Annotated in this window: 21 protein-coding genes and 2 pseudogenes; 12 read left to right on the top strand and 11 right to left on the bottom strand. The window is 70.0% G+C overall.

Annotated elements, in window-relative coordinates:
• Window positions 1-155: 155 nt before the first annotated feature.
• The 3 genes from ACIRC0_RS31730 (at window position 156) to ACIRC0_RS31720 (ending at window position 2,895) form a co-directional block, all read left to right on the top strand.
• Window positions 156-725, top strand: a complete 570-nt coding sequence (locus ACIRC0_RS31730; RefSeq protein WP_403622957.1) for a DinB family protein — start codon at window positions 156-158, stop codon at window positions 723-725.
• A 301-nt stretch (window positions 726-1,026) separates the two neighbouring features.
• A complete protein-coding gene (locus tag ACIRC0_RS31725; RefSeq protein WP_403622954.1) occupies window positions 1,027-1,524 on the top strand; it encodes a SigE family RNA polymerase sigma factor in 498 nt (165 codons plus the stop codon).
• Between the two features lie 81 nt (window positions 1,525-1,605).
• The gene (locus tag ACIRC0_RS31720) at window positions 1,606-2,895 is read left to right on the top strand and encodes a hypothetical protein (protein ID WP_403622952.1); all 1,290 of its coding nucleotides are present in this window, start codon (window positions 1,606-1,608) and stop codon (window positions 2,893-2,895) included.
• A gap of 125 nt (window positions 2,896-3,020) precedes the next feature.
• Here ACIRC0_RS31720 and ACIRC0_RS31715 read toward each other — a convergent pair whose 3' ends face one another.
• From ACIRC0_RS31715 to ACIRC0_RS31700, 4 genes are all read right to left on the bottom strand, one after another.
• A complete protein-coding gene (locus ACIRC0_RS31715) occupies window positions 3,021-4,052 on the bottom strand; it encodes a LacI family DNA-binding transcriptional regulator (protein WP_403622950.1) in 1,032 nt (343 codons plus the stop codon).
• A gap of 69 nt (window positions 4,053-4,121) precedes the next feature.
• The gene (locus tag ACIRC0_RS31710) at window positions 4,122-4,955 is read right to left on the bottom strand and encodes an ATP-binding cassette domain-containing protein (protein ID WP_403622948.1); all 834 of its coding nucleotides are present in this window, start codon (window positions 4,953-4,955) and stop codon (window positions 4,122-4,124) included.
• Window positions 4,952-5,953, bottom strand: coding sequence for an ABC transporter permease (locus tag ACIRC0_RS31705; protein ID WP_403622946.1), 1,002 nt, complete (start codon window positions 5,951-5,953; stop codon window positions 4,952-4,954). The genes ACIRC0_RS31710 and ACIRC0_RS31705 overlap by 4 nt, the downstream gene beginning before the upstream one ends.
• A gap of 109 nt (window positions 5,954-6,062) precedes the next feature.
• Window positions 6,063-7,088, bottom strand: coding sequence for a sugar ABC transporter substrate-binding protein (locus ACIRC0_RS31700; RefSeq protein ID WP_403622943.1), 1,026 nt, complete (start codon window positions 7,086-7,088; stop codon window positions 6,063-6,065).
• 472 nt (window positions 7,089-7,560) lie between these two features.
• Here ACIRC0_RS31700 and ACIRC0_RS31695 point away from each other — a divergent pair, with 472 nt between their 5' ends.
• The 4 genes and pseudogenes from ACIRC0_RS31695 (at window position 7,561) to ACIRC0_RS31680 (ending at window position 9,251) form a co-directional block, all read left to right on the top strand.
• Entirely contained in the window at window positions 7,561-7,854 is a 294-nt protein-coding gene (locus ACIRC0_RS31695) for a putative quinol monooxygenase (RefSeq protein ID WP_403622940.1), read from the top strand.
• Between the two features lie 246 nt (window positions 7,855-8,100).
• On the top strand, window positions 8,101-8,481 hold the full coding sequence (locus ACIRC0_RS31690; protein WP_403622937.1) for a VOC family protein: 381 nt from the start codon (window positions 8,101-8,103) through the stop codon (window positions 8,479-8,481).
• A 139-nt stretch (window positions 8,482-8,620) separates the two neighbouring features.
• Window positions 8,621-8,752, top strand: a pseudogene (locus ACIRC0_RS31685) (ferritin-like domain-containing protein); the annotation flags it as partial.
• A gap of 145 nt (window positions 8,753-8,897) precedes the next feature.
• Window positions 8,898-9,251, top strand: a complete 354-nt coding sequence (locus ACIRC0_RS31680) for a VOC family protein (protein WP_403622934.1) — start codon at window positions 8,898-8,900, stop codon at window positions 9,249-9,251.
• A gap of 105 nt (window positions 9,252-9,356) precedes the next feature.
• On the opposite strand, the gene ACIRC0_RS31675 is transcribed toward ACIRC0_RS31680, so the two are convergent.
• From ACIRC0_RS31675 to ACIRC0_RS31665, 3 genes are read right to left on the bottom strand one after another with little or no spacing between them, the layout of a single operon-like run.
• Window positions 9,357-9,779: an arsenate reductase ArsC gene (locus ACIRC0_RS31675; RefSeq protein WP_403622931.1), complete on the bottom strand. Its 423-nt coding sequence runs from the start codon at window positions 9,777-9,779 to the stop codon at window positions 9,357-9,359.
• Window positions 9,776-10,552, bottom strand: coding sequence for an aquaporin (locus tag ACIRC0_RS31670; protein ID WP_403622929.1), 777 nt, complete (start codon window positions 10,550-10,552; stop codon window positions 9,776-9,778). The genes ACIRC0_RS31675 and ACIRC0_RS31670 overlap by 4 nt, the downstream gene beginning before the upstream one ends.
• A complete protein-coding gene (locus tag ACIRC0_RS31665; protein WP_403622926.1) occupies window positions 10,549-10,923 on the bottom strand; it encodes an ArsR/SmtB family transcription factor in 375 nt (124 codons plus the stop codon). The genes ACIRC0_RS31670 and ACIRC0_RS31665 overlap by 4 nt, the downstream gene beginning before the upstream one ends.
• 106 nt (window positions 10,924-11,029) lie before the next feature.
• Here ACIRC0_RS31665 and arsM point away from each other — a divergent pair, with 106 nt between their 5' ends.
• Window positions 11,030-11,923 carry an arsenite methyltransferase gene (gene arsM / locus ACIRC0_RS31660; protein ID WP_403622923.1) on the top strand — a complete coding sequence of 298 codons (894 nt, stop codon included), beginning with the start codon at window positions 11,030-11,032 and terminating at the stop codon, window positions 11,921-11,923.
• A gap of 301 nt (window positions 11,924-12,224) precedes the next feature.
• Entirely contained in the window at window positions 12,225-12,845 is a 621-nt protein-coding gene (locus tag ACIRC0_RS31655; protein WP_403622920.1) for an HAD-IA family hydrolase, read from the top strand.
• 62 nt (window positions 12,846-12,907) lie between these two features.
• Here ACIRC0_RS31655 and ACIRC0_RS31650 read toward each other — a convergent pair.
• Together ACIRC0_RS31650 and ACIRC0_RS31645 are read right to left on the bottom strand one after the other, a co-directional pair.
• Window positions 12,908-13,078, bottom strand: a pseudogene (locus ACIRC0_RS31650) (phosphatase); the annotation flags it as partial.
• 269 nt (window positions 13,079-13,347) lie between these two features.
• Window positions 13,348-13,968, bottom strand: coding sequence for a suppressor of fused domain protein (locus ACIRC0_RS31645; RefSeq protein ID WP_403622917.1), 621 nt, complete (start codon window positions 13,966-13,968; stop codon window positions 13,348-13,350).
• Window positions 13,969-14,491: 523 nt separating this feature from the next.
• Between ACIRC0_RS31645 and ACIRC0_RS31640 the strand changes: the two genes are divergently transcribed.
• Genes ACIRC0_RS31640 through ACIRC0_RS31630 form a run of 3 tightly spaced genes read left to right on the top strand, consistent with a single transcriptional unit; the run spans window position 14,492 to window position 16,224 of the window.
• On the top strand, window positions 14,492-14,824 hold the full coding sequence (locus tag ACIRC0_RS31640) for a WXG100 family type VII secretion target (protein WP_403622914.1): 333 nt from the start codon (window positions 14,492-14,494) through the stop codon (window positions 14,822-14,824).
• Entirely contained in the window at window positions 14,821-15,969 is a 1,149-nt protein-coding gene (locus tag ACIRC0_RS31635) for a WXG100 family type VII secretion target (RefSeq protein WP_403622911.1), read from the top strand. Before ACIRC0_RS31640 ends, ACIRC0_RS31635 begins: the two co-directional genes overlap by 4 nt.
• A gap of 3 nt (window positions 15,970-15,972) precedes the next feature.
• Entirely contained in the window at window positions 15,973-16,224 is a 252-nt protein-coding gene (locus ACIRC0_RS31630) for a hypothetical protein (protein ID WP_403622908.1), read from the top strand.
• A 444-nt stretch (window positions 16,225-16,668) separates the two neighbouring features.
• Here the strand turns inward: ACIRC0_RS31630 and ACIRC0_RS31625 are convergent, their stop codons facing one another.
• Together ACIRC0_RS31625 and ACIRC0_RS31620 are read right to left on the bottom strand one after the other, a co-directional pair.
• Entirely contained in the window at window positions 16,669-17,163 is a 495-nt protein-coding gene (locus tag ACIRC0_RS31625) for a hypothetical protein (protein ID WP_403622905.1), read from the bottom strand.
• Complete coding sequence (locus ACIRC0_RS31620) at window positions 17,153-17,785, bottom strand: TetR/AcrR family transcriptional regulator (protein WP_403622902.1); 633 nt, start codon at window positions 17,783-17,785, stop codon at window positions 17,153-17,155. The genes ACIRC0_RS31625 and ACIRC0_RS31620 overlap by 11 nt, the downstream gene beginning before the upstream one ends.
• Window positions 17,786-17,976: the final 191 nt, after the last annotated feature.

Raw genomic sequence — 17,976 nt, 5'->3', positions numbered from 1 at the left:
GTCGGCTCGGAGCCGTGGCGTGTCCGGGCACGCCGCCCGCGTCGGTGGGCGACTCGCTCACAGAGACCGGCGCCTCGTCCTGAGGCAACCATGACGTCACCTCGGAGAGCTCGGAGCGAGAACTCAGTGGCGGGCTCGGGCGGTCGCGGACCACCATGCGACGCATGAGTGACCAACCCGCGCGATGGACCCGGGCAACCGTCTACCCCGACATGTGGGCGGATCCGGACGAGGACCCCCGCAACAGCGAAGGCCCCAGTCCGGACGGCGAGCTTGCGACGCTGCAGGACTTCCTGACGAACTACCGCATGACCCTGCGGATGAAGTGCGAGGGCCTGGATGCGGAGCAACTGGCCCGTCGGTCGGTTCCGCCGTCGACGATGTCGCTGCTCGGCCTGGTCCGGCACCTCGCCGAGGTGGAACGGAACTGGCGCAACTGGATCAGCGACGGTGACCCGCTGCCGAAGCTGTACGGCGAGCGGGACGCGGACTTCGACGGAGCCGTCGCCGAGCAGGCCGTGGTCGACGCCGCGTACGCCGATCTGGAGCGTGAGCAGGCCGCGACCGACGCCGCGCTGGCCGAGCACCCGGACCTGGGCGAGCGAGTGGGGAAGGACAGGATCGCCGTTCGGGAGCTGATGGTGCACAGGATCGAGGAGTACGCCCGGCACTGCGGGCACGCCGATCTGCTGCGCGAGTGCGTCGACGGAAGGGTGGGCCAGTGACGAGGGCCGTGGTCCACACCCGGCTCCGCCGGCACGTCACCTCGAAGACACCCGCTTGAGCAGTGAGGCCGGCCGTCACGGCCGAGCACTGGGAGCTGCCCACCTCCGTCGCGATCCAGGCGGCGGGGGTGGCGGGGGTGCCCCCTCCGTGCACCCTGAGTCTCCGCAAGGCCCCCCTCCGATCCCGCGCGCCCTGGCACGGCCCTCGCGCAACCGCGTCCTCGAACACCGTCCGGGTCCGTAACGCGCCACCACCCCCACCGCGTGTAAGAGGTGACGTCCGACCACGAAAGGACACACGGTGAGGGAAGCACCCGCGGACTACCTGGAGTTCGCAGCCGCCCGGAGCGGGCCTCTGTTCCGGACCGCCTGCCTGCTCACGGGCGACTGGCACCTCGCCGAGGACCTGGTTCAGGAGACCCTCGCCAAGATGTACCGCTCCTGGCGGCGGATCAGCCGGGTGGACTCCCCGGTGGCCTACGCCGACACCGTGCTTGTGCGGACCTTCCTCTCCCAGCGCCGCCGCCGCAGCTCCACCGAGCGCCCCAGCGACCGGCTGCCCGACGCGGCCGGCCCGGCGCGGGACGCGGAGCTGCGCATGGCCCTGCTGGACGGCTTGGCGCGGATGACGGCCAAGGACCGTGCCGTGCTGGTGCTCCGCTACTGGGAGGACCGCTCGGTGGAGGAGACGGCACAGGTGCTCCAGCTGTCGCCGGGAGCCGTGCGAGCCCAGAGCATGCGCGCCCTGCAGCGGCTGCGCGCCCTGCTCGGCGACCAACTGGCCGACCTGGCCGCATGACCAGCACGGCCTGGCGGCGCGGTGCGCACTCCCCGCCCCGCCCCGGGTCCGAACGACGCCTCAGACGAACGGAGATCGCGCATGTCACTCAACGAGGACTTCGAGGAACGGCTGACCCGCGCCATGAGCCGCGCCACCAGCGAGTTCCCGCCCCACTCCGCCGACCTGGTGCGGCGTTCCGTCGCCCGGGGCCGGCGGATGCGGCTGGTCCGCGCCACCCAGGTCGCCGCCGCGGCGGCCGCCTTCGCGGTGGTCGCCGCGGGCGGCACCCTGATGGTCACGGACGCCTTCGGCAGCGGGGGTGACCGGTCGCCCGAGCAGTTGAGGCCCGGCGGGCCCGCGCACTCCGCCGAGCAGTCGCCCTCCCGGGCACCGGCGTCCATCAGCGCGGAGGAGATGGTCCGCACGCTGAAGAGCCTGCTGCCTCCCGGTGGCACCGTCTCCGCTGCCTCGGGCAGGGGTTCCGACGGGGGCGGCCCCGTCGTCTGGCCGACCGCCGAGCTCACCTACTCCACCGCGAACGGTTCCTCCGGCATCGACATCGCCGTCGCGCGGCTGGATGCCGGCGCAGCCGCCGGCCGGGAGGGACAGGGCGGCTGCCTTCCGGTGGAGGTGCGCCCGTACGACAAGTGCACCACCCGGAAGCTCCCGGGCGGCGCGGTGCTCAACACCACCAAGTCGTTCACCTACCCCAGCAGCGACACCGGGCAGAAGCGCTGGTACGTGGTGCTCACCACCCGCGACGGGGCGCAGCTGACGGTGCAGGAGTTCGGCGGTGGCGGTGAGAAGGGCTCGGCCTCCGGAGCCGACCCTCTGCTGTCGATCGCCCAGCTGACCTCCATCGTGCGCAGCCCGGCCTGGGACAGGGCGATCGCCGCGCTGCCGGCCCCGGAGGAGGCCCCCTCCGCCACTGCTACCACCGGTGACAAGCGGGTACCGGGCGCGCGCTTGACCGAGGTGCTGAAGTCACACCTGCCCCGGGGCGGGACCGTGTCGGACGTGAACGCCGATGACGCGCTGGTCCAGCTGGTCTACGACGACGGCCACGGGAAGAACATGGTGCAGGTCGACGTGCAGTACGACCGGACCGAAGACGTGGCTGGGCTCATGGGTTGCGCCGATGTCTCCGGTGAGTGCGAGGCCACCACCCTGGCCGACGGCACCAAGGTGAAGAAGGTCAAGGGGCATTCGGAGAAGGGCGGTTCGGCCTCGGTGTGGCTGGTCGACACGTTGCGGAAGGACGGTCGCCGGGTGGCGGTGCGGGAGGTCAACTCGTATGCCGAGAGCGCTCCGGTGACGCGATCGCAGCCGGCGCTGAGCATGGATCAGCTGGTGGCCGTCGCGCTCGACGAGCGGTTCTTCACCGGCTGAGCTCGGCACGGCTGCGGCACGCTTGTCGGGCTCGGGCACGGCTGCGGCACGCCTCTCGGGCACGGCTGCGGCACGGCCCCGGGCCCCCTGGGCGCCTCCGTCAGCCTCCTCCGCCCGCCGGGAGGTCACGGCTCCCGCAGCGCAGGGGCGGGGCACTCGGCCGAGCCCCGGACGATCAGCCGGGTGGGGACGGTGATGGTGCGGGCGCGGGAGCGGTCGCCGTCGAGTCGTGCCAGGGCGGTGGCCGCGGCCGCCCTGCCGATTTCTTCGGGGTCCTGGGCGACGACGGTGAGGCCCGGCTCCAGTGCCTCGGCGAGCGGCAGGTCGTCGAAGGCGACGACCGCCACGTCCTTCCGTTTGGCGCGGGAGAGTTCGGCGACGATCCCCAGGGCGGCGAAGTTGTTGCCGGCGAACAGGGCCGTGGGCGGGTCCGCCAGGTCGAGCAGCTGCGAGGTCGCGGTGGCGGCCGCCTGGGGGTCGTGGGCGCTGGTGACCAGGGCGCGGTCGTAGGCGAGGTCGGCTTCCTGCAGGGCCGAGCGGTATCCGGCCAGGCGTTCGCGGCGTGTGTACAGCTTGACGGGCAGGTCGCCGATGAAGCCGATGCGCCGGTGGCCGTGGGCGATCAGATGGGCGACGCCCTCGTGGGCGCCCGCACGGTTGGAGCTGACGACGCTGTCCGTGGACAGGCCCGCCCCCGGACGGTCGACGAAGACCACGGGCAGCCCCGCCGCGCGGGGGGCCTTGAGGTGGGAGTGGTCGGCGCCGACGGACGGCACCACCATCAGGACACTGACGCGGCGGGCGAGGAACTGGTCCGTCAACGCGTGCTCGCGGTCGGGATCGTCCGCGGAGGAGCCCATCAGCAGCGTTAGACCGCGGTCGCGCACCGTGTCCTCTATACCGCCGGCCACGGCCCCGAAGAACGGGTTGCCGAGGTCCGGGACGACCAGTCCGATGGTGGTGTCGGGTCCGCCGACGCGGATGTTGCGTGCCATGAGGTTCGGCTGGAAGCCGAGCCTGGCCACGGCGGCGAGCACCTGCTCCCTGGTCCGGTCCGAGACGGGTCCGTCCTCGTTGAGGACGCGGGAGACCGTCTTGGCGCTGACGCCGACTTCTCGGGCGACGTCGGCCAGGGTGGGTCGGCGGTTCGCTGCCATGGAGGACCGTTCCGTGTGGGCTCGCAGGTTCCGGCCGCTCGTCCGGCCGGAACCCGCGAGACGTTCAAGTCAGTTGGCCTGGACGCCGACGGCCTTGGCCGCCTCGGAGTCCGCTACGACGGTACCGCCGGCCTCATCGAGGGTGAGCGCGCCGGTCATGATGGCGACGACCTCCGCCATGGAGTAGTCGGAGGGCTTGATCAGGGCGGCCCGCTTGCCCAGCCGGTGGACGTGGATCCGGTCGGCGATCTCGAAGACATGGGGCATGTTGTGGCTGATCAGGACGACCGGCATGCCCTTGTCGCGGACGCGGCGGATGAGGTCCAGGACCTGGCCGGACTCCTTGACGCCGAGGGCGGCGGTGGGTTCGTCCATGACGACGACGGTACGGGCCCAGGCGACCGCTCGGGCGACGGCCACGGCCTGGCGCTGGCCGCCGGAGAGGGTCTCGACCGCCTGGGTGAGCGACCGCAGCCCGATCTTCAGGTCGGCCATGTGCTCGGCGGCCTCCTGGCGCATCCGCTTCTTGTCGAGCATGCGGAACGCGCTGCCGAGGACGCCGGGGCGGCGCAGTTCGCGGCCGAGGAACATGTTGGAGGCGATGTCCATGGAGGCGGCCACGGCGAGGTCCTGGTAGACGGTTTCGATGCCGTGGGCGCGTGCGCTCTGCGGACCGGAGAAGGTGACGGGTTCGCCGTTGAGGCGTATCTCGCCCGCGTCCGGGATCACTGCGCCGGTGAGGGCCTTGATGAGGCTGGTCTTGCCGGCGCCGTTGTCGCCGATGACCGCGAGGACCTCGCCGGGCAGCAGGTCGAAGTCGGCGCCGTCGATGGCGGTGACGTGGCCGTAGCGCTTGACCAGGCCGCGGGCCTGCAGAACGGGGGTGGGAGAGGTGGCGGTCATCGGGCCTTCTTCCGGGAGATCTGGTCGACGGTCACCGCGAGGATCACCAGGACTCCGGTGATCAGGGTCTGGTAGATGGAGGCGACGCCCATCAGCTGCAGGCCGTTGCGGAAGACGCCGACGATGAGGACGCCGATGAACGTGCCGAGCACCGACCCGCGTCCGCCGAAGAGGCTGGTGCCGCCGAGGACCACGGCGGTGATGCTGTCGAGGTTGTCGGTCTGCCCTGCCTGGGGGTCGCCGACTCCGGTGCGGGAGATCAGCAGCAGCGCCGCGATCCCGTACAGCAGGCCGGCCACGGTGTAGATGCCGACGGTCAGCCGGGAGTTGCGGATGCCGTTGAGCCGGGCGGCCTCGGAGCTGTTGCCGAGGGCGTAGACGTGCCGGCCCCACGCCGTGCTGCTCAGCGCGTAGGCGAGCAGCAGGAACAGCGCGATGGTGACCAGGGAGCCGTAGGTGATGTCGGTCTTGCCGAGCGGGAAGGTCTGCCCGAGGGCCGTCAGCGGTCCGGGCAGGCTGGTGACGGTCTGCTCCTCGGAGTAGATGTGGGTCAGCGCGAACGCCACGTTGAGCATGCCGAGGGTCACGATGAACGGCGGCAGCGGGATCTTCTGCACCAGCAGCCCGTTGACCAGGCCGAACCCGCCGCAGACGGCGATGCCCAGAGCGATGGCGAGGAGAGGGGGCAGGGTGCCCTGGGCCGCCATCTTGGCGATCAGGATGCTGCCGAACGCCATCACGGCCCCGCACGACAGGTCGATGCCCGCCGTGAGGATGATCAGGGTCTGCCCGATGGCCAGGGTGCCGACGACCATCACTTGCTGGACGATCAGGGAGAAGTTCCCCCCGGAGAGGAACTGATCGGTCGTCAGGGAGAAGAAGACGCAGGCCAGAAGGAGGGCGGCCAGCGGGCCGGTGGTCGGTGCCGTCAGCAGTCTGCGGGCCGTCGTCGGTCCTTTGAGCTCGGCGTACGGCGTGGCGGTGGACGTGGCGGTCATGCGAAGTCCTTGTCGGAAGACAAGGGGGCGGCCGTCCCACGGTCGGGGAGGTGTGGGGCCGGCCGCCCCGCTGAGGGAAGAGGCGGTCTGGAACGGTCCTCGGGGCGGCTCAGCCCCAGCAGTTCTGCAGGCCGAACCCGGTGTCCTTGGACGTCACCCCGGCCTGCGGCTTGTCGGTGATCAGGGTGACGCCGGTGTCGGTGTAGCCGGACGCCTTCGTGCCGTCCTTGGCGAACGTCGCGACCGCCTTGACGCCTTCGGCGGCCATCTTCAGCGGGTACTGCTGCGAGGTTGCGGCGATCTTGCCGTCCTTGACCGCCTGGGTGCCGGTGCAGCCGCCGTCGACGGAGACGATCAGGACGTCCTTCTCCCGGCCCTTGGCCTTCAGCGCGGTGTACGCGCCCAGGGCCGCGGGTTCGTTGATGGTGTAGACGACGTTGATGTCGGGCGCCTTCTGCAGGCAGTTCTCCATGGCGGTCTGGCCCTTGGCCTGGTCGCCGCCGGTGTCCTGGGAGCAGACGACGTCCTTCTCGGCGGCGCCGAAGCCCTTCAGGAAGCCGTCGTGCCGCTGCACGCCGACGGAGACGCCCGGAGCCAGGTCGAGCGTGGCTATCTTGGCCGGCTTGTCCTTCATGGCCGACTTGGCGTACTCGCCGATCAGCTGGCCGGCGTTGAAGTTGTTGGTCGCGAAGAGCGCGTCGACCGCGCTCTGCGGCTCGGGCGGGGTGTCCAGGGCGATCACCAGGACACCCTTGGCGCGGGCCTTCTGGATCGCGGGCACGATCGCCTTGGAGTCGCTCGGAGTGATCAGGATGCCCTTAACCCCGGAGGCGACCATGTTCTCGATGGCGGTGACCTGCCCGGCGTTGTCCCCGTCGAACTTGCCCGCCGCGGTGACCAGTTGGACGCCGTCCTCCTTGGCGGCCTTCTCCGCGCCCTCCTTCATCTTCACGAAGAACGGGTTGGTGTCGGTCTTGGTGATCAGACCGACCTTGACGCCCTTGCCCGACCCCGAGCCCGCGCTCACCGAGCCGGAGCCGGAGCCGGAGCCGCAGGCCGTCAGGGTGAGGGCTGCGATGCCGGTGCACGCGGCGACTCTGAGGAGGGAGGGGGACAGACGAGTGGTGCGAGACATGAACGACTCCTGCGGGATTGCGGGCGGCGCGGCCGGCATCGAAGCATGCCGTCCCCAGGTGTCATCGTTGACTTATGTCATCGTTGACACTGCTTGCTTGCCGAGGATGATGGACTCCGCTCCCGGCAACGTCAATGCCTTGCACTCGTCACAAATCGGCAACGTCCGCGGCGGTCGCCGAACCCGTTGACGTGTGGGCCGGGTTGCCCGCATCATCGTCGGGTTCGTCCGGTGTCATCGATGACATAAGTCAGCGATGACATGCCGGGGGGCGTGTACCGCACCCGCTCAGGTGACTGTGCGGGCTTCCGTGGCGTCCGCGCGCATGCCAGCCGCGACATCTGCCGTGCACGCCTGCCGTGCACGCCTGCCGCGTACGCCTGCCGTCCGCGGGTGGACGACGGCATGATCCAGACCAGTGGCCCCCAGGTGCCGTTGCACGGCCACACCGACGACGCAAGGACACGACACCGTGAAGAAGACCCTGTTCGCCGAGTTCACCGCCCGGGAGGGCGCGGAGGCAGACGTGGCCGGCCTGCTGGGGGAGTACGCCCGGAAGGTGCGCGAGGAGGACGGCAACCTCGCCTTCGACGTGTACACCAAGGCGTCCGCCCCGCGTGCCTTCTGGATCTTCGAGGTGTACCGGGACGAGGACGCCTTCCAGGCGCATCTGAAGGCTCCGTACGGCGCCCCGTTCAACGCCGCCCTCGCCCCGCTGATCGAGGAGGACGCCTCCGTGCTGACGTTCCTGGACCCGGTGTCCTGACCGAGCCGGGACGGGGAGTGGGTCGGTAGCCCACGGTGGAGCGGCGGTTGAGGTGCCGCGGGGTCTCCATGATGCGCGTTGCCGTGGTAGTAGGCGATCATCTCCACCAGGGCCCGGCACCACACGGCTGAGCTCGCGCTCGCCGCATGACACACGAACGCGTCTCCACCTTCACGGGGGAAAGGCCTCGCCCAGCCTTCCTGGTGCTGTATCACCGCACGTCATCGCGAAGATGGAAGAGGCGCAATGCACAGAAGCCGCGTATACGCCGTTCTGATCGACACACCCGAGGCCGAGGCTGCCCAGGCTGCGGACTTCTGGTCGGCAGCTCTCGGTGTCGTCGCCCGGCCGTTTCCGCCGGCACCGGAGTTCACCACGCTCCATCAGGCCCTGCCGGGGCTGGTCATGGCAGTCCAAGCGGTCGACGACGCACCTCGTATCCACCTGGACATCGAGACCGACGACGTCGAAGCGGAAACGGCGCGCTTGATCGCCTTGGGCGCTGAGCAGGTGTCGCAGTGGCAGGAGTGCCGCGTGCTGCGGGTGCCTGGCGGTCATTTGGTGTGCGTACTGCCCGCGGAGAGCGACCCCGACGCTTTCCGGGCACAGGCCAACGTTTGGCCATGATGCAGTGAGGTGGGCGCCCTGTCCTCTCGAGTTTCACGCTACGGCCTGTGCGGCGCCGGGCAGGGGCGGAACGGTTCGGTGCCCGCCGGCGTCGTCCCCCTCCGGGGCGCGGTCGCTGTGCCCGGAGAGGGGAGACCGGCTGCATACGGGCGGCTTCGCCAAGTGGACAAGGCGGTTCGAGGACGAGCGCGAGCGCAGGCGCGCCCAGGGTGACCCGGACCGGGGGCGAAGCGCGACGCTGCATCCGGCGGTGTGGTCCAGCATTCAGCGTTCGGCTGATGTCGCGGCCTCGTCCGGCGCGGTCGTCTCCGCGGTGCTGGCGCCCCGCCCAGATGCATGGACGATCGCGGACCGACGACAGACAGCCCACCGCTTTCCGCCCACCTTGAAGCCCTGGTAGCGGCTAGGCTCGGCGGATGACCTTGGAATGGGAGCAGGTAATCGTTCATTCGGTGGATCCGGTCGCCCTGGGGCAGTGGTGGGCAGAGGCCCTTGGTTGGGTTGTGGTCCACTCCTCTGACGACGAGTTCGAGATCCGCCCGGAGCCGGATCGCCTGCCCGGGTTGGATTTCGTCCGGCTCGATGAGAGCAAGAAGGCCAAGAGCCGTCTGCATCTCGACTTCAGGCCTGACGACCAGGACGCCGAGGTCGCTCGTCTTGTGGCTCACGGCGCACAGCGTGTCGACATCGGCCAGGGTGACCAGTCGTGGGTCGTGTTGGCAGACCCCGAAGGCAACGAGTTCTGTGTCCTTGGCCAGCGGCGTCAGTAGGAACTCCCAGGCGCCTGTGGAGCAGGAGACCGGGCTGGAGCCGCTGCGGCTGGAGGCGCGATTCGCCTGATGGCGGGCGCATCTTACGAAGGCCCGTCGTGGTGCTCATGCCGCTGCCGGGATACCGAGGTCGGAGAGCAGGCCGCGCACGCGCTGCTCGATCTGGTCCCGGATGGGCCGCACGGCGCCGACACCCTGGCCCGCCGGGTCGTCCAGCTGCCAGTCCAGGTACCGCTTGCCGGGGAAGACCGGGCAGGTGTCGCCGCAGCCCATGGTGATCACCACGTCCGAGGACTGCACGGCCTCGGTGGTGAGGATCTTCGGCTTCTGGGCGGAGATGTCGATGCCGACCTCTTTCATCGCCTCCACCACCGCAGGGTTGACGGCGTCGGCAGGGGCGGAGCCGGCCGAGCGGACTTCGACCCGGTCACCGGCGAGGTGGGTGAGGAAGGCGGCGCCCATCTGGGAGCGGCCTGCGTTGTGGACACAGACGAACAGCACCGACGCACGCGGGGCAGGAGCGCTCATGGCAGGAGTCTTTCTTCGAGGGCGGGAGCGGTTGCTGGCCAGGAGGGGGCGGGTTCGGGTTCGCCGTGCGGCACGACGACCTGCTCTGCGGCAGCAGCAGGGCGGCCCCAGACCGCCGCGACGGCCCCCAGCCCGAGAACCGCTCCGAACACCTGGGCCGTGATGAAGGGCACCAGCGACGCGGGTGCGATGCCGGCGAAGGTGTCGGTGAAGGCGCGGCCGATGGTCACCGCCGGGTTCGCGAACGACGTGGACGAGGTGAACCAGTAGGCGGCCCCGATGTAGGAGGCCACCGCCGCCGGGGCGAGCGAGGCGCGGCCGCTCCGGTTGAGGCCGAAGGCCAGCAGCACCAGCCCGGCCGTGGCGACGACCTCGCCCAGCCACAGGTGGCCGGCGGACCGGTCGTGGGTGGAGAACTTCACCAGCGGCCTCGCGAACATCGCGTCGGCAAGGATCGCTCCGCCGATCGCCCCCGCGATCTGGGCGGGCAGGTAGGCGGCGACGTCCCGCAGGGTGAGGCCGTCAGCGGTGCGGCGGCCGGTGAACCAGGCGGCAAGGGTCACGGCGGGGTTGAAGTGCGCCCCGGAAACGGGCCCGAGCAGGAGGATGAGCACGCCCAGGCCGAAGACCGTGGCGAGGGAGTTGGCGAGCAACTGCACGCCGACATCGTGCGAGAGCTCGGTGGCCTGGATGCCGGAGCCGACGACGACCGCGACCAGCAGCCCGGTCCCGACGGCCTCGGCGGCGACGCGGCGGCCCAGGGAGGCGGTCATGCGGTGGCTCCTGCAGTCTGAGGCGTCGTCAGGAACATGGCCAGATGGTCCAGGACGCCCGGCAGCACCCAGTAGTACACCCACGTCCCGCGGCGCTCGCAGTCGATGAGGCCGGCCTGCCGGAGCAGCTTGAGGTGGTGGGAGATCGTCGGCTGGGACAGGTCGAAGGCGGGCGTCATCTCGCACACGCAGACTTCGCCGCCCTCGCGCGAGGCGATCATCGACAGCAGCCGAAGCCGGACCGGGTCTCCGAGGGCCTTGAACACCTTCGCCAGCTGAGCCGCCCGCTCATCGTCCAGCGGCGCGGACGCGAGCCCGGCACAGCAGCTGCCGACGTCCTGGCCGATGACCTCAAGTTCTTGCTTCGACATGCGTCTATCTTGACGTTTTTCGATTCAGCGCGCAAGGTTGCATCAATGAACGTCAATGCAAGCCGGTCGGGGGCACCGCCATGCCCCGTCACCTAGGAGTGAAGTCATGAGCGAGCAGACCGACGACCTGCGCGAAACCGTCCGCCGGCGCTACGCCGCGGCGGCCGTGAAGGTCACCGAGGGCGGCACCGCCTGTTGCGGGCCGCAGCCCGTCGAGGTCGACGAGAACTTCGGCTCCACCCTGTATGCCGCCGACGAGCGGGATGCCCTGCCCGCAGAGGCCGTCGCCGCCTCCCTCGGCTGCGGCAACCCCACGGCCGTCGCCGAACTCGGCCAGGGCGAGCGTGTCCTGGACCTCGGCTCCGGCGGCGGCATCGACGTCCTGCTCTCCGCCCGCCGCGTCGGGCCCACCGGCAAGGCGTACGGCCTGGACATGACCGAGGAGATGCTGACCCTGGCTCTCAGCAACGCGGCGAAGGCCGGCGCGACGAACGTCGAGTTCCTCAAGGGCACCATCGAGGCCATCCCCCTGCCCGCGAACACCATCGATGTCGTCATCTCCAACTGCGTGATCAACCTGTCCGTCGACAAGCCCGCAGTCTTCGCCGAGACGTTTCGCGTCCTGAAGCCCGGTGGCCGGATCGGCGTCTCCGATGTCGTCGCCGACGACACCCTCACGCCCGAGGAGCGGGCCGAACGCGGCGACCACGTCGGCTGCATCGCGGGCGCGCTGTCTTTCACGGAGTACCGCCGGGGTCTGGAAGCAGCCGGATTCACCGACGTCGTCATCACCCCGACCCACCAGGTGGCCGACGGCATGCACTCCGCCATCGTCCGCGCGGCAAAGCCGGTGGCCTCCAAGCCGGCCTCCGAAACGACGAGTTCGGACGACGCCTGCTGCGGCGTCAACGCCTGCTGCACTCCCTCCGAGACCTCGGCCGACCCCGCGCTGACCGTCACCGAGGCCAAGACGGCGTCGGGTTGTGGCTGCCAGAGCTGACCGTCTGTGCCGGGCGACGGCTCGCCGCGTCCTCAACGGGCTCCGCGCCGCGCCCGGTCCACGGCCTCGGTACCGGCATCTCCAGCCAACTGCCTGATCTCCTACGGCGGCTCTCGCTCGTCGAGGACGAACAGCGGGCCGCCGGTCAGGTGCGTGACCGTCTCCCAGCCGAGACGGCGACCCGCTTCCCGGGAGCGGCACGCCGAGCGCCCTGACGTCGCTCCCGTGTCTGACGTGCTCGGACATGTGCCTGCCCCGTGCCTTCCCCGCCTGGGAACATGCCGGTATGGCAATCTCCGCTGTGCTCTTCGACGTGGACGGGGTCCTGCTGGACTCAACAGCCGCTCACCGCAGAATCTGGACCGCTTGGTCGCTGGCGCACGGCCTGAATCCTGAGAAGGTCTGGAGACTCACCCACGGGCGGCGCCCCGAGGACACGATCCGGGACGCGGCTCCGCATCTGGACCCAGCGGTCGAACGACAGGCGCTCGACGAGTTGTCGGCCCGGGAGAAGGACGGTTTCCCGCCGATCGACGGAGCTGCTGATCTGCTGGAGGCGCTGTCCGACAGCCCGTGGGCCATCGTGACTTCAGGGGATCGGACCTCTGTCGGGGAGCGCTTCGTGGCGGCCGGTCTTCCCCTCCCGACCGTGCAGGTCTACGGCGGCGACGTGGAACACGCGAAACCCGCGCCGGACTGCTTCGCGCTGGCCGCCTCCCGGCTCGGCGTCGCCCCTTCGGCATGTCTGGTCGTCGAGGACGCACCCGCGGGCGTAAGCGCGGCTGTGGCGGCCGGCTGCACCGTGATCGGCTTGACGACGACACACCCGGAAGAATCGCTCAGCCGAGCGCATATGTGCGCCACCTCCTTGGCCGAGGTCCGAAACGTGCTGGTCAGGCAAGGGCTTCTGGCAAGGCCCTGAGTCGAGGGGCAGTCCAGGCGGCTCCCGATCATCCCCGTGATGCCCGGTGCCGGCGGACAGGGTCAGGCTGCGGCATTCCCGTGAGGGTCGGACGCGAAGGCCAGGATGTGAGGAACCGCCTCGCGAAGGCTGACGAAGTGGCGATGCACGCCCTCAACCGCGGTGGCGGCGTTCATCCCCCACACCGTCATTCCGGCGCGCAGCCCGGACCGTACTCCGGACGGGGCGTCCTCGCCATCCCGGCCCCCGTCGGCGTCCGGTACTGACCGTCCCACCCCGGCGCCGAGGAACGACCATGTCGGGGGCGCGGCACCCCGAGGTCGGCGGAACGACTGCGGCCGGGAGCTGCTTCGGCGCGAGTGATCGTGGCCCCGTAGGCAGCTTCCGGCGCGGCGGGCAGGCTGGGGCGGTGCGGCGCAAGGGCCGCAGGGCCCGCAGGGCCCGCAGGGGGAGCAGGCCCGCAGGGGGAGCAGGGGCCGAGCTCCCACACCAGTGAGTCGGCTCAGACGGCTCGCGCCGGATCGGTCACCAGCAGTGGATTGCCGGCCGCGAGTGTCCGCAGGACCTGCGCGGTGCTGCTGTCCGTCATGGCAGCCTTCTCCTCCGCGGTGACGCCGACGGCCTGCAGGAAGGTGACCTTGCCGTTGGGGGTGTCGATGGTGCCCAACTGCGGGTCGGTCGTGAAGGCGAACACCGTCAGTCCGGTGGGCGGCGCGTCCTCCAGATGGGGGTGCCCTGTGACCGGCTGGCGGAAGTCGATCCGGTGCCCGTCCTCCAGCAGGACCTGGTTGCCGTTCACGTATTTCGCAACTTCCTGCAGCATCCCGTACGGCCACCCGGGCGGCCGCTCCTCATCGCCGCGCCGCACGCGCAGCGTGAGTTCGAAGCCCCACCCCGACCACTCGGGATCATCGACCTCGCCGGGGGTGTAGAGCTCGCTCAGCCCGTAGGTCACGTAGTGCCAGTGCCCCTCAGCCGGGTACGCCGAGCAACCCTGGAGCGCACCGCCCTCGAAGCCTCTGGGCGGGAAGTAGCCGACGTGGAAGGGCGCGATCCCCGGGTAGAACGGTGCGAGGGCTGCGTCTATGGCGTCCCAGCCGGGAGCTTCTTCGGTCTGCGTCACTGCCTCATGATGACGGACACCAAGCGGGCCACCTGATGCTGGGCCGGTCTTGTTCGTCAGCACGAGCAGGGCCCGCAGGAGCGTGGTGGTGTGACGGACGTGCAGGCGACCTGCTTGTTCAGCCCGCCCTCGGCGCACCGCAGCACGATCTTCGCCCGCAGCGCGAGGTACTGGGTGGTCTTCCCCCGCCTCGCCCAGTGCAACCAACTGGGTCCGCTTGCCTCCGGTCAGAACCAGCCCGGACTTCGGCCGACCGACAGCCCTGCCCTGCACACCAGTTGGACGCGCTCGCCCCCGGCGAGAACGATCTCCACAGCAGTAGAGCCTCGCTGCACCACGCAAAGAAGTCCCCAACCAATTCTCATGATTTCCGGCGCCTGACACCAGCGACTTCAAGATGGTGGATCTTCGGGCCAAAGGGCGCGACATCATCGCGTCTTGAACCCGCAAACCACCCTTCCCGGCGGATCACTGCCTCCAGTACTGCTGGTCTGTCCATGTACTCGACGACGGGGGAAGCGGGATGAGCCAGTTCGGTGTCGACCCCGACACGCTGACCGATCTTGCTGGGAAGTTCGACAGGGAAGCGAGAGGCCTGGCGAAGCCGATCAACGACTTCGCGGCGACCGCGTCCGAGATCGGAGAAGCCTTCGGCCTGCTCGGCGCCTGCGACGGTGCGGCGGAGAAGTACCAGACACTGCTGAACAGCACCGTCAAGGCACTCGGGCACCTGCCCGGCGTGCTCACCAGCGACGGCGACCGGCTGCGTCTCAACGCCGCCAACTACAGGGATTCGGACCGGACCGCCATGGACCACCTCCGTGCCGCGACCCAGCCGGCAGGAGGCCCGGCGTGAGCGTCAACAGCTGGATCGACGGCAAGGTTCTGGAGATCCTCCAGGCCTGCGGGGTGGAGCTCCCGGGCGGCAACGGCGACACGCTCCGCTCGATCGCCCGCGCCTGGGACACCCTGGGCACCGAGCTGACAGAGGTCGTGCATGTCCTCGACGTCGCTGTCGAGGGCGTCGACAAGCAGGGCTGGCACGGTGAGGCCCGCGATGCCTTCGAGAAGCACTGGGGGGAGCAGAAGCGCGTCATCAAGGACGTCGCGCACAACTTCCACCAGGTGGCCGACGGGTTGCGGGCGTACGCCGGCGAGATCGACAACATCAACGAGGAGATCATCGACATCTGCGTCGAGATTGCCGAGATGGAGGTGGCCGGCGCGGCGCTGTCCTTCTTCACCGGCTTCCTCTCCGACCTCGTCGCGAACACGGCCGTGGCCGCGCGGGTCGCCAGGATCATCGACCTGGTGAAGCTCTTCACCTCGGCCGCTGAGAAGGTGGCGGCCCTACTGGAGCGGTTCGGCGCGCTCAGCGAGGAAGGGGCGGCGGCGCTGGCGAGGGTGCTCACCAAGGTGGCTGAATTCAGTGCGACGTTCCTCACGAAGGGCGCGGAGAGCTTCGCCACGAACTTCGTGGCGGACTCGGGCAGCATGATGCTCAGCCAGGCGCTCGATGGGCAGCCGATCACGGTGGGCCAAGATTTCTCCACCGCCGGCCAGGAAGCCCTGGGCACGGCCGCATTCACGACAGGCGGCGCGGCGCTGGCCGAGGGCGCCCACCTGACGGGCGCGGTCGGCAAGGTCCTCGGCGGCGAGGGCCGGGTCGGCAGCGCGGTCAACGGCTCGCTGGGCAACATCAGCGGCGGCCTCACGGCTGACGTGTGGAACCGCCAGGACGGCGCGACCATCGGGTGGGACGCGGCGACGAACGCTGTGACCGGAGCGGTCGGTAACGCCGCCAACGACGCCCACTTCCATCACATGGAGGAACACGGCAGCCTCGGCGGCGAAAACCTCAGCGACAGGGGCAAGCTCGCCGACGCCGCGTACAAGGACTCCTTCAGCACCGGCCTCAACACGGCGGTCTACGCGGCGGGCTCCGGTATCGAGTCGGATTTCCAGAACCTGGCCGAGGACGTCGAGAAAGCAGGCGAGTGATCCGTGCACGGTGAGCTCGGGGACGCGATCCTGGCAGGGGTCGCGCACAACAACCCGCACTACGACCCGGGCTGGGATCCCTTCTTCGCGGCGCTCGTCATGATCGCCGGGTGCGCGATCGTCGTTGCCGGCGGAGCGGTGTCCATCGGCATGCGGCGCCTCGAAGGCCGGAGGAAGTGGGGCGATCACGCGGTCGGCCCGGTGATCCTCACGGTCGGCCTCGCCATCGCCGCCCTTGGCGTCCGGCTGCTGTGACCGTGTGGCGTGGGGCGACCCGGGCCCCCCGGACCATTCCCCTACTGCGACAGCACCCGAGGTGGCTCCACGCTGCCGGCGCACTCCTGTGTCTCACGGGCCGGTGCAGCCTGCGCGATGCCCTGACCAGCACGGCCCGCCTCCACATCCCGATCTGGACCGGGCTTGCCGGTCCCGTGGCCAGCGGCGTGATGCTCCACCCAGTCCTTGACTCCGCACTCACTCGCATCAAGCTCGGGCTGGTGCTCGTCCTCACCCTCAACGGCATACAGGCAGGGCCCCTGAACGGGCCGGGGCAGGAGCCACCGATAAGTCGCTCGGGTACGGGTGCGTTCACTCACCCGCCGTCCCAGGAGGCCACCGGCTGTGGACCAGCGGATCGGCCCCCGACACCCGCACTATCGAGTGACAACAGAACCGTCGAATGCTCCCCGAACCGCCCTCTCAGACTTCTGGCTTTGCCCGCGTCGTTGCCGGTCGCTCAGAGGGTCTTGGTACCGGCAGGCGGTGGCCGTGATGGGTCATCACCAGGTGCTGGGCGCCCAGCGTCAGGCCGAGGCCGAGCCAGAGGGCGTTGAGGTTGAACGGCTCGCCGTACGCTGCTTCCGCGATCGCGCCGAGCGCCAGTTTGACGGCGACGGTGGCCAGCCAGAGGAGGAGCGTCACGCGGCCGCCCTTGCGGTACAGCCGCCCGTCCGCGTCCCGCCACATCGGCATGGTGCGGCCGCGTAGCACACCGGCGATCACCGACACGACGAGCCCGGCGATCAAGAACACGACTCCGGCCGAGGTCGTACGGCTCGGGCCTGGTGGAACACAGCCACGCGCGATCAGGAGGGCGACCCACAGATACGCCAGGGGCCTCACCGGTCGTACGGAGAACTGGCTCACCACGATCACGGCGGTGATGCCGACGACCAACAGCAGATCAGGCGTCATCGGGTCGAGGGCCTCCGGTCAGGTAGGTGGCGAGCGCGGAGGACAGCGCGGCGCGGAACGCGGTGTCGTGCGCCGGATCGGCCGGGTCGTGTCCGAGCCCGGCCAGCCAGGACCGCTTGCCGAGGGCGAATCCGTACGTGGCTGACAGGGCCAGGAGAACCACGGCCTCGATCCGCTCCCGGTCCGGCCGGTCCGGGTCGGGCAGGACGAGCCGGATGCCGGCCTCGATCCTGTCGACCACCTCGGACAGCCCCTGAGATGACGTGCCGGCGTTCTCGGCGTGGAGGCTGGACCAGGCGAACAGGCGTACGTAGCGCTCGTCGGCGAGCGTCTCGAACAGGACCTGGGTCATGCCGTCCGCATAGGGGACGCCGTGATCGGCACGCATCCGTTCGCGAATCCGCTCCCGCTGCCGCTCGTTCTCGCGCTGCAGTACGGCCCGGACGAGGGCCTTGTAGGTACCGAAGTAGTGGGACACGAGGCCGTGGGAGACACCGGCCGCCTCCGCGACCGCGCGCAGGCCCACGCCGTCCGGCCCGTACCGGGCGATCAGCTCGGCGGCGGCCTCCAGGATCTCCTCCCGTGCCTGTTCCGGCACGCGCCTGCGCCGTGGCCCCGTCATGCCGCCCCCTCTATTGGCCAGTCTGACAATAGCTTATTGGCAAAGGTGACAACATGGGGCGGCTCGCAAGACCGCCCACCGGCAACGGGAAGGCTCCCGCAGGCATCCGGCTTGCGGGAGCCCTTCGTCGTACCGCCTGCCGGGGGACGGTGAGAAGGCGATCAAAAGGCAGGACACTCGGGGCGTTCTAC

The sequence above is a fragment of the Streptomyces sp. NPDC093984 genome, from assembly GCF_044764595.1.
In the GTDB taxonomy this organism is placed as follows: domain Bacteria; phylum Actinomycetota; class Actinomycetes; order Streptomycetales; family Streptomycetaceae; genus Streptomyces; species Streptomyces cynarae.
The sequence above is the reverse complement of the archived record's forward strand: the minus strand, read 5'-3'. Positions and strand labels throughout refer to the sequence as shown.

What these genes read in the sequence shown, in the direction of transcription:
- ACIRC0_RS31680 (WP_403622934.1), top strand. Translation starts at nt 8,898, where the DNA reads ATGACCTTGGAATGGGAGCAGGTAATCGTTCATTCGGTGGATCCGGTC.
- arsM (WP_403622923.1), top strand. Translation starts at nt 11,030, where the DNA reads ATGAGCGAGCAGACCGACGACCTGCGCGAAACCGTCCGCCGGCGCTAC.
- ACIRC0_RS31620 (WP_403622902.1), bottom strand. Translation starts at nt 17,785, where the DNA reads ATGACGGGGCCACGGCGCAGGCGCGTGCCGGAACAGGCACGGGAGGAG.
- ACIRC0_RS31730 (WP_403622957.1), top strand. Translation starts at nt 156, where the DNA reads ATGCGACGCATGAGTGACCAACCCGCGCGATGGACCCGGGCAACCGTC.
- ACIRC0_RS31720 (WP_403622952.1), top strand. Translation starts at nt 1,606, where the DNA reads ATGTCACTCAACGAGGACTTCGAGGAACGGCTGACCCGCGCCATGAGC.
- ACIRC0_RS31625 (WP_403622905.1), bottom strand. Translation starts at nt 17,163, where the DNA reads ATGACGCCTGATCTGCTGTTGGTCGTCGGCATCACCGCCGTGATCGTG.
- ACIRC0_RS31710 (WP_403622948.1), bottom strand. Translation starts at nt 4,955, where the DNA reads ATGACCGCCACCTCTCCCACCCCCGTTCTGCAGGCCCGCGGCCTGGTC.
- ACIRC0_RS31700 (WP_403622943.1), bottom strand. Translation starts at nt 7,088, where the DNA reads ATGTCTCGCACCACTCGTCTGTCCCCCTCCCTCCTCAGAGTCGCCGCG.
- ACIRC0_RS31690 (WP_403622937.1), top strand. Translation starts at nt 8,101, where the DNA reads ATGCACAGAAGCCGCGTATACGCCGTTCTGATCGACACACCCGAGGCC.
- ACIRC0_RS31665 (WP_403622926.1), bottom strand. Translation starts at nt 10,923, where the DNA reads ATGTCGAAGCAAGAACTTGAGGTCATCGGCCAGGACGTCGGCAGCTGC.
- ACIRC0_RS31640 (WP_403622914.1), top strand. Translation starts at nt 14,492, where the DNA reads ATGAGCCAGTTCGGTGTCGACCCCGACACGCTGACCGATCTTGCTGGG.
- ACIRC0_RS31705 (WP_403622946.1), bottom strand. Translation starts at nt 5,953, where the DNA reads ATGACCGCCACGTCCACCGCCACGCCGTACGCCGAGCTCAAAGGACCG.
- ACIRC0_RS31715 (WP_403622950.1), bottom strand. Translation starts at nt 4,052, where the DNA reads ATGGCAGCGAACCGCCGACCCACCCTGGCCGACGTCGCCCGAGAAGTC.
- ACIRC0_RS31675 (WP_403622931.1), bottom strand. Translation starts at nt 9,779, where the DNA reads ATGAGCGCTCCTGCCCCGCGTGCGTCGGTGCTGTTCGTCTGTGTCCAC.
- ACIRC0_RS31670 (WP_403622929.1), bottom strand. Translation starts at nt 10,552, where the DNA reads ATGACCGCCTCCCTGGGCCGCCGCGTCGCCGCCGAGGCCGTCGGGACC.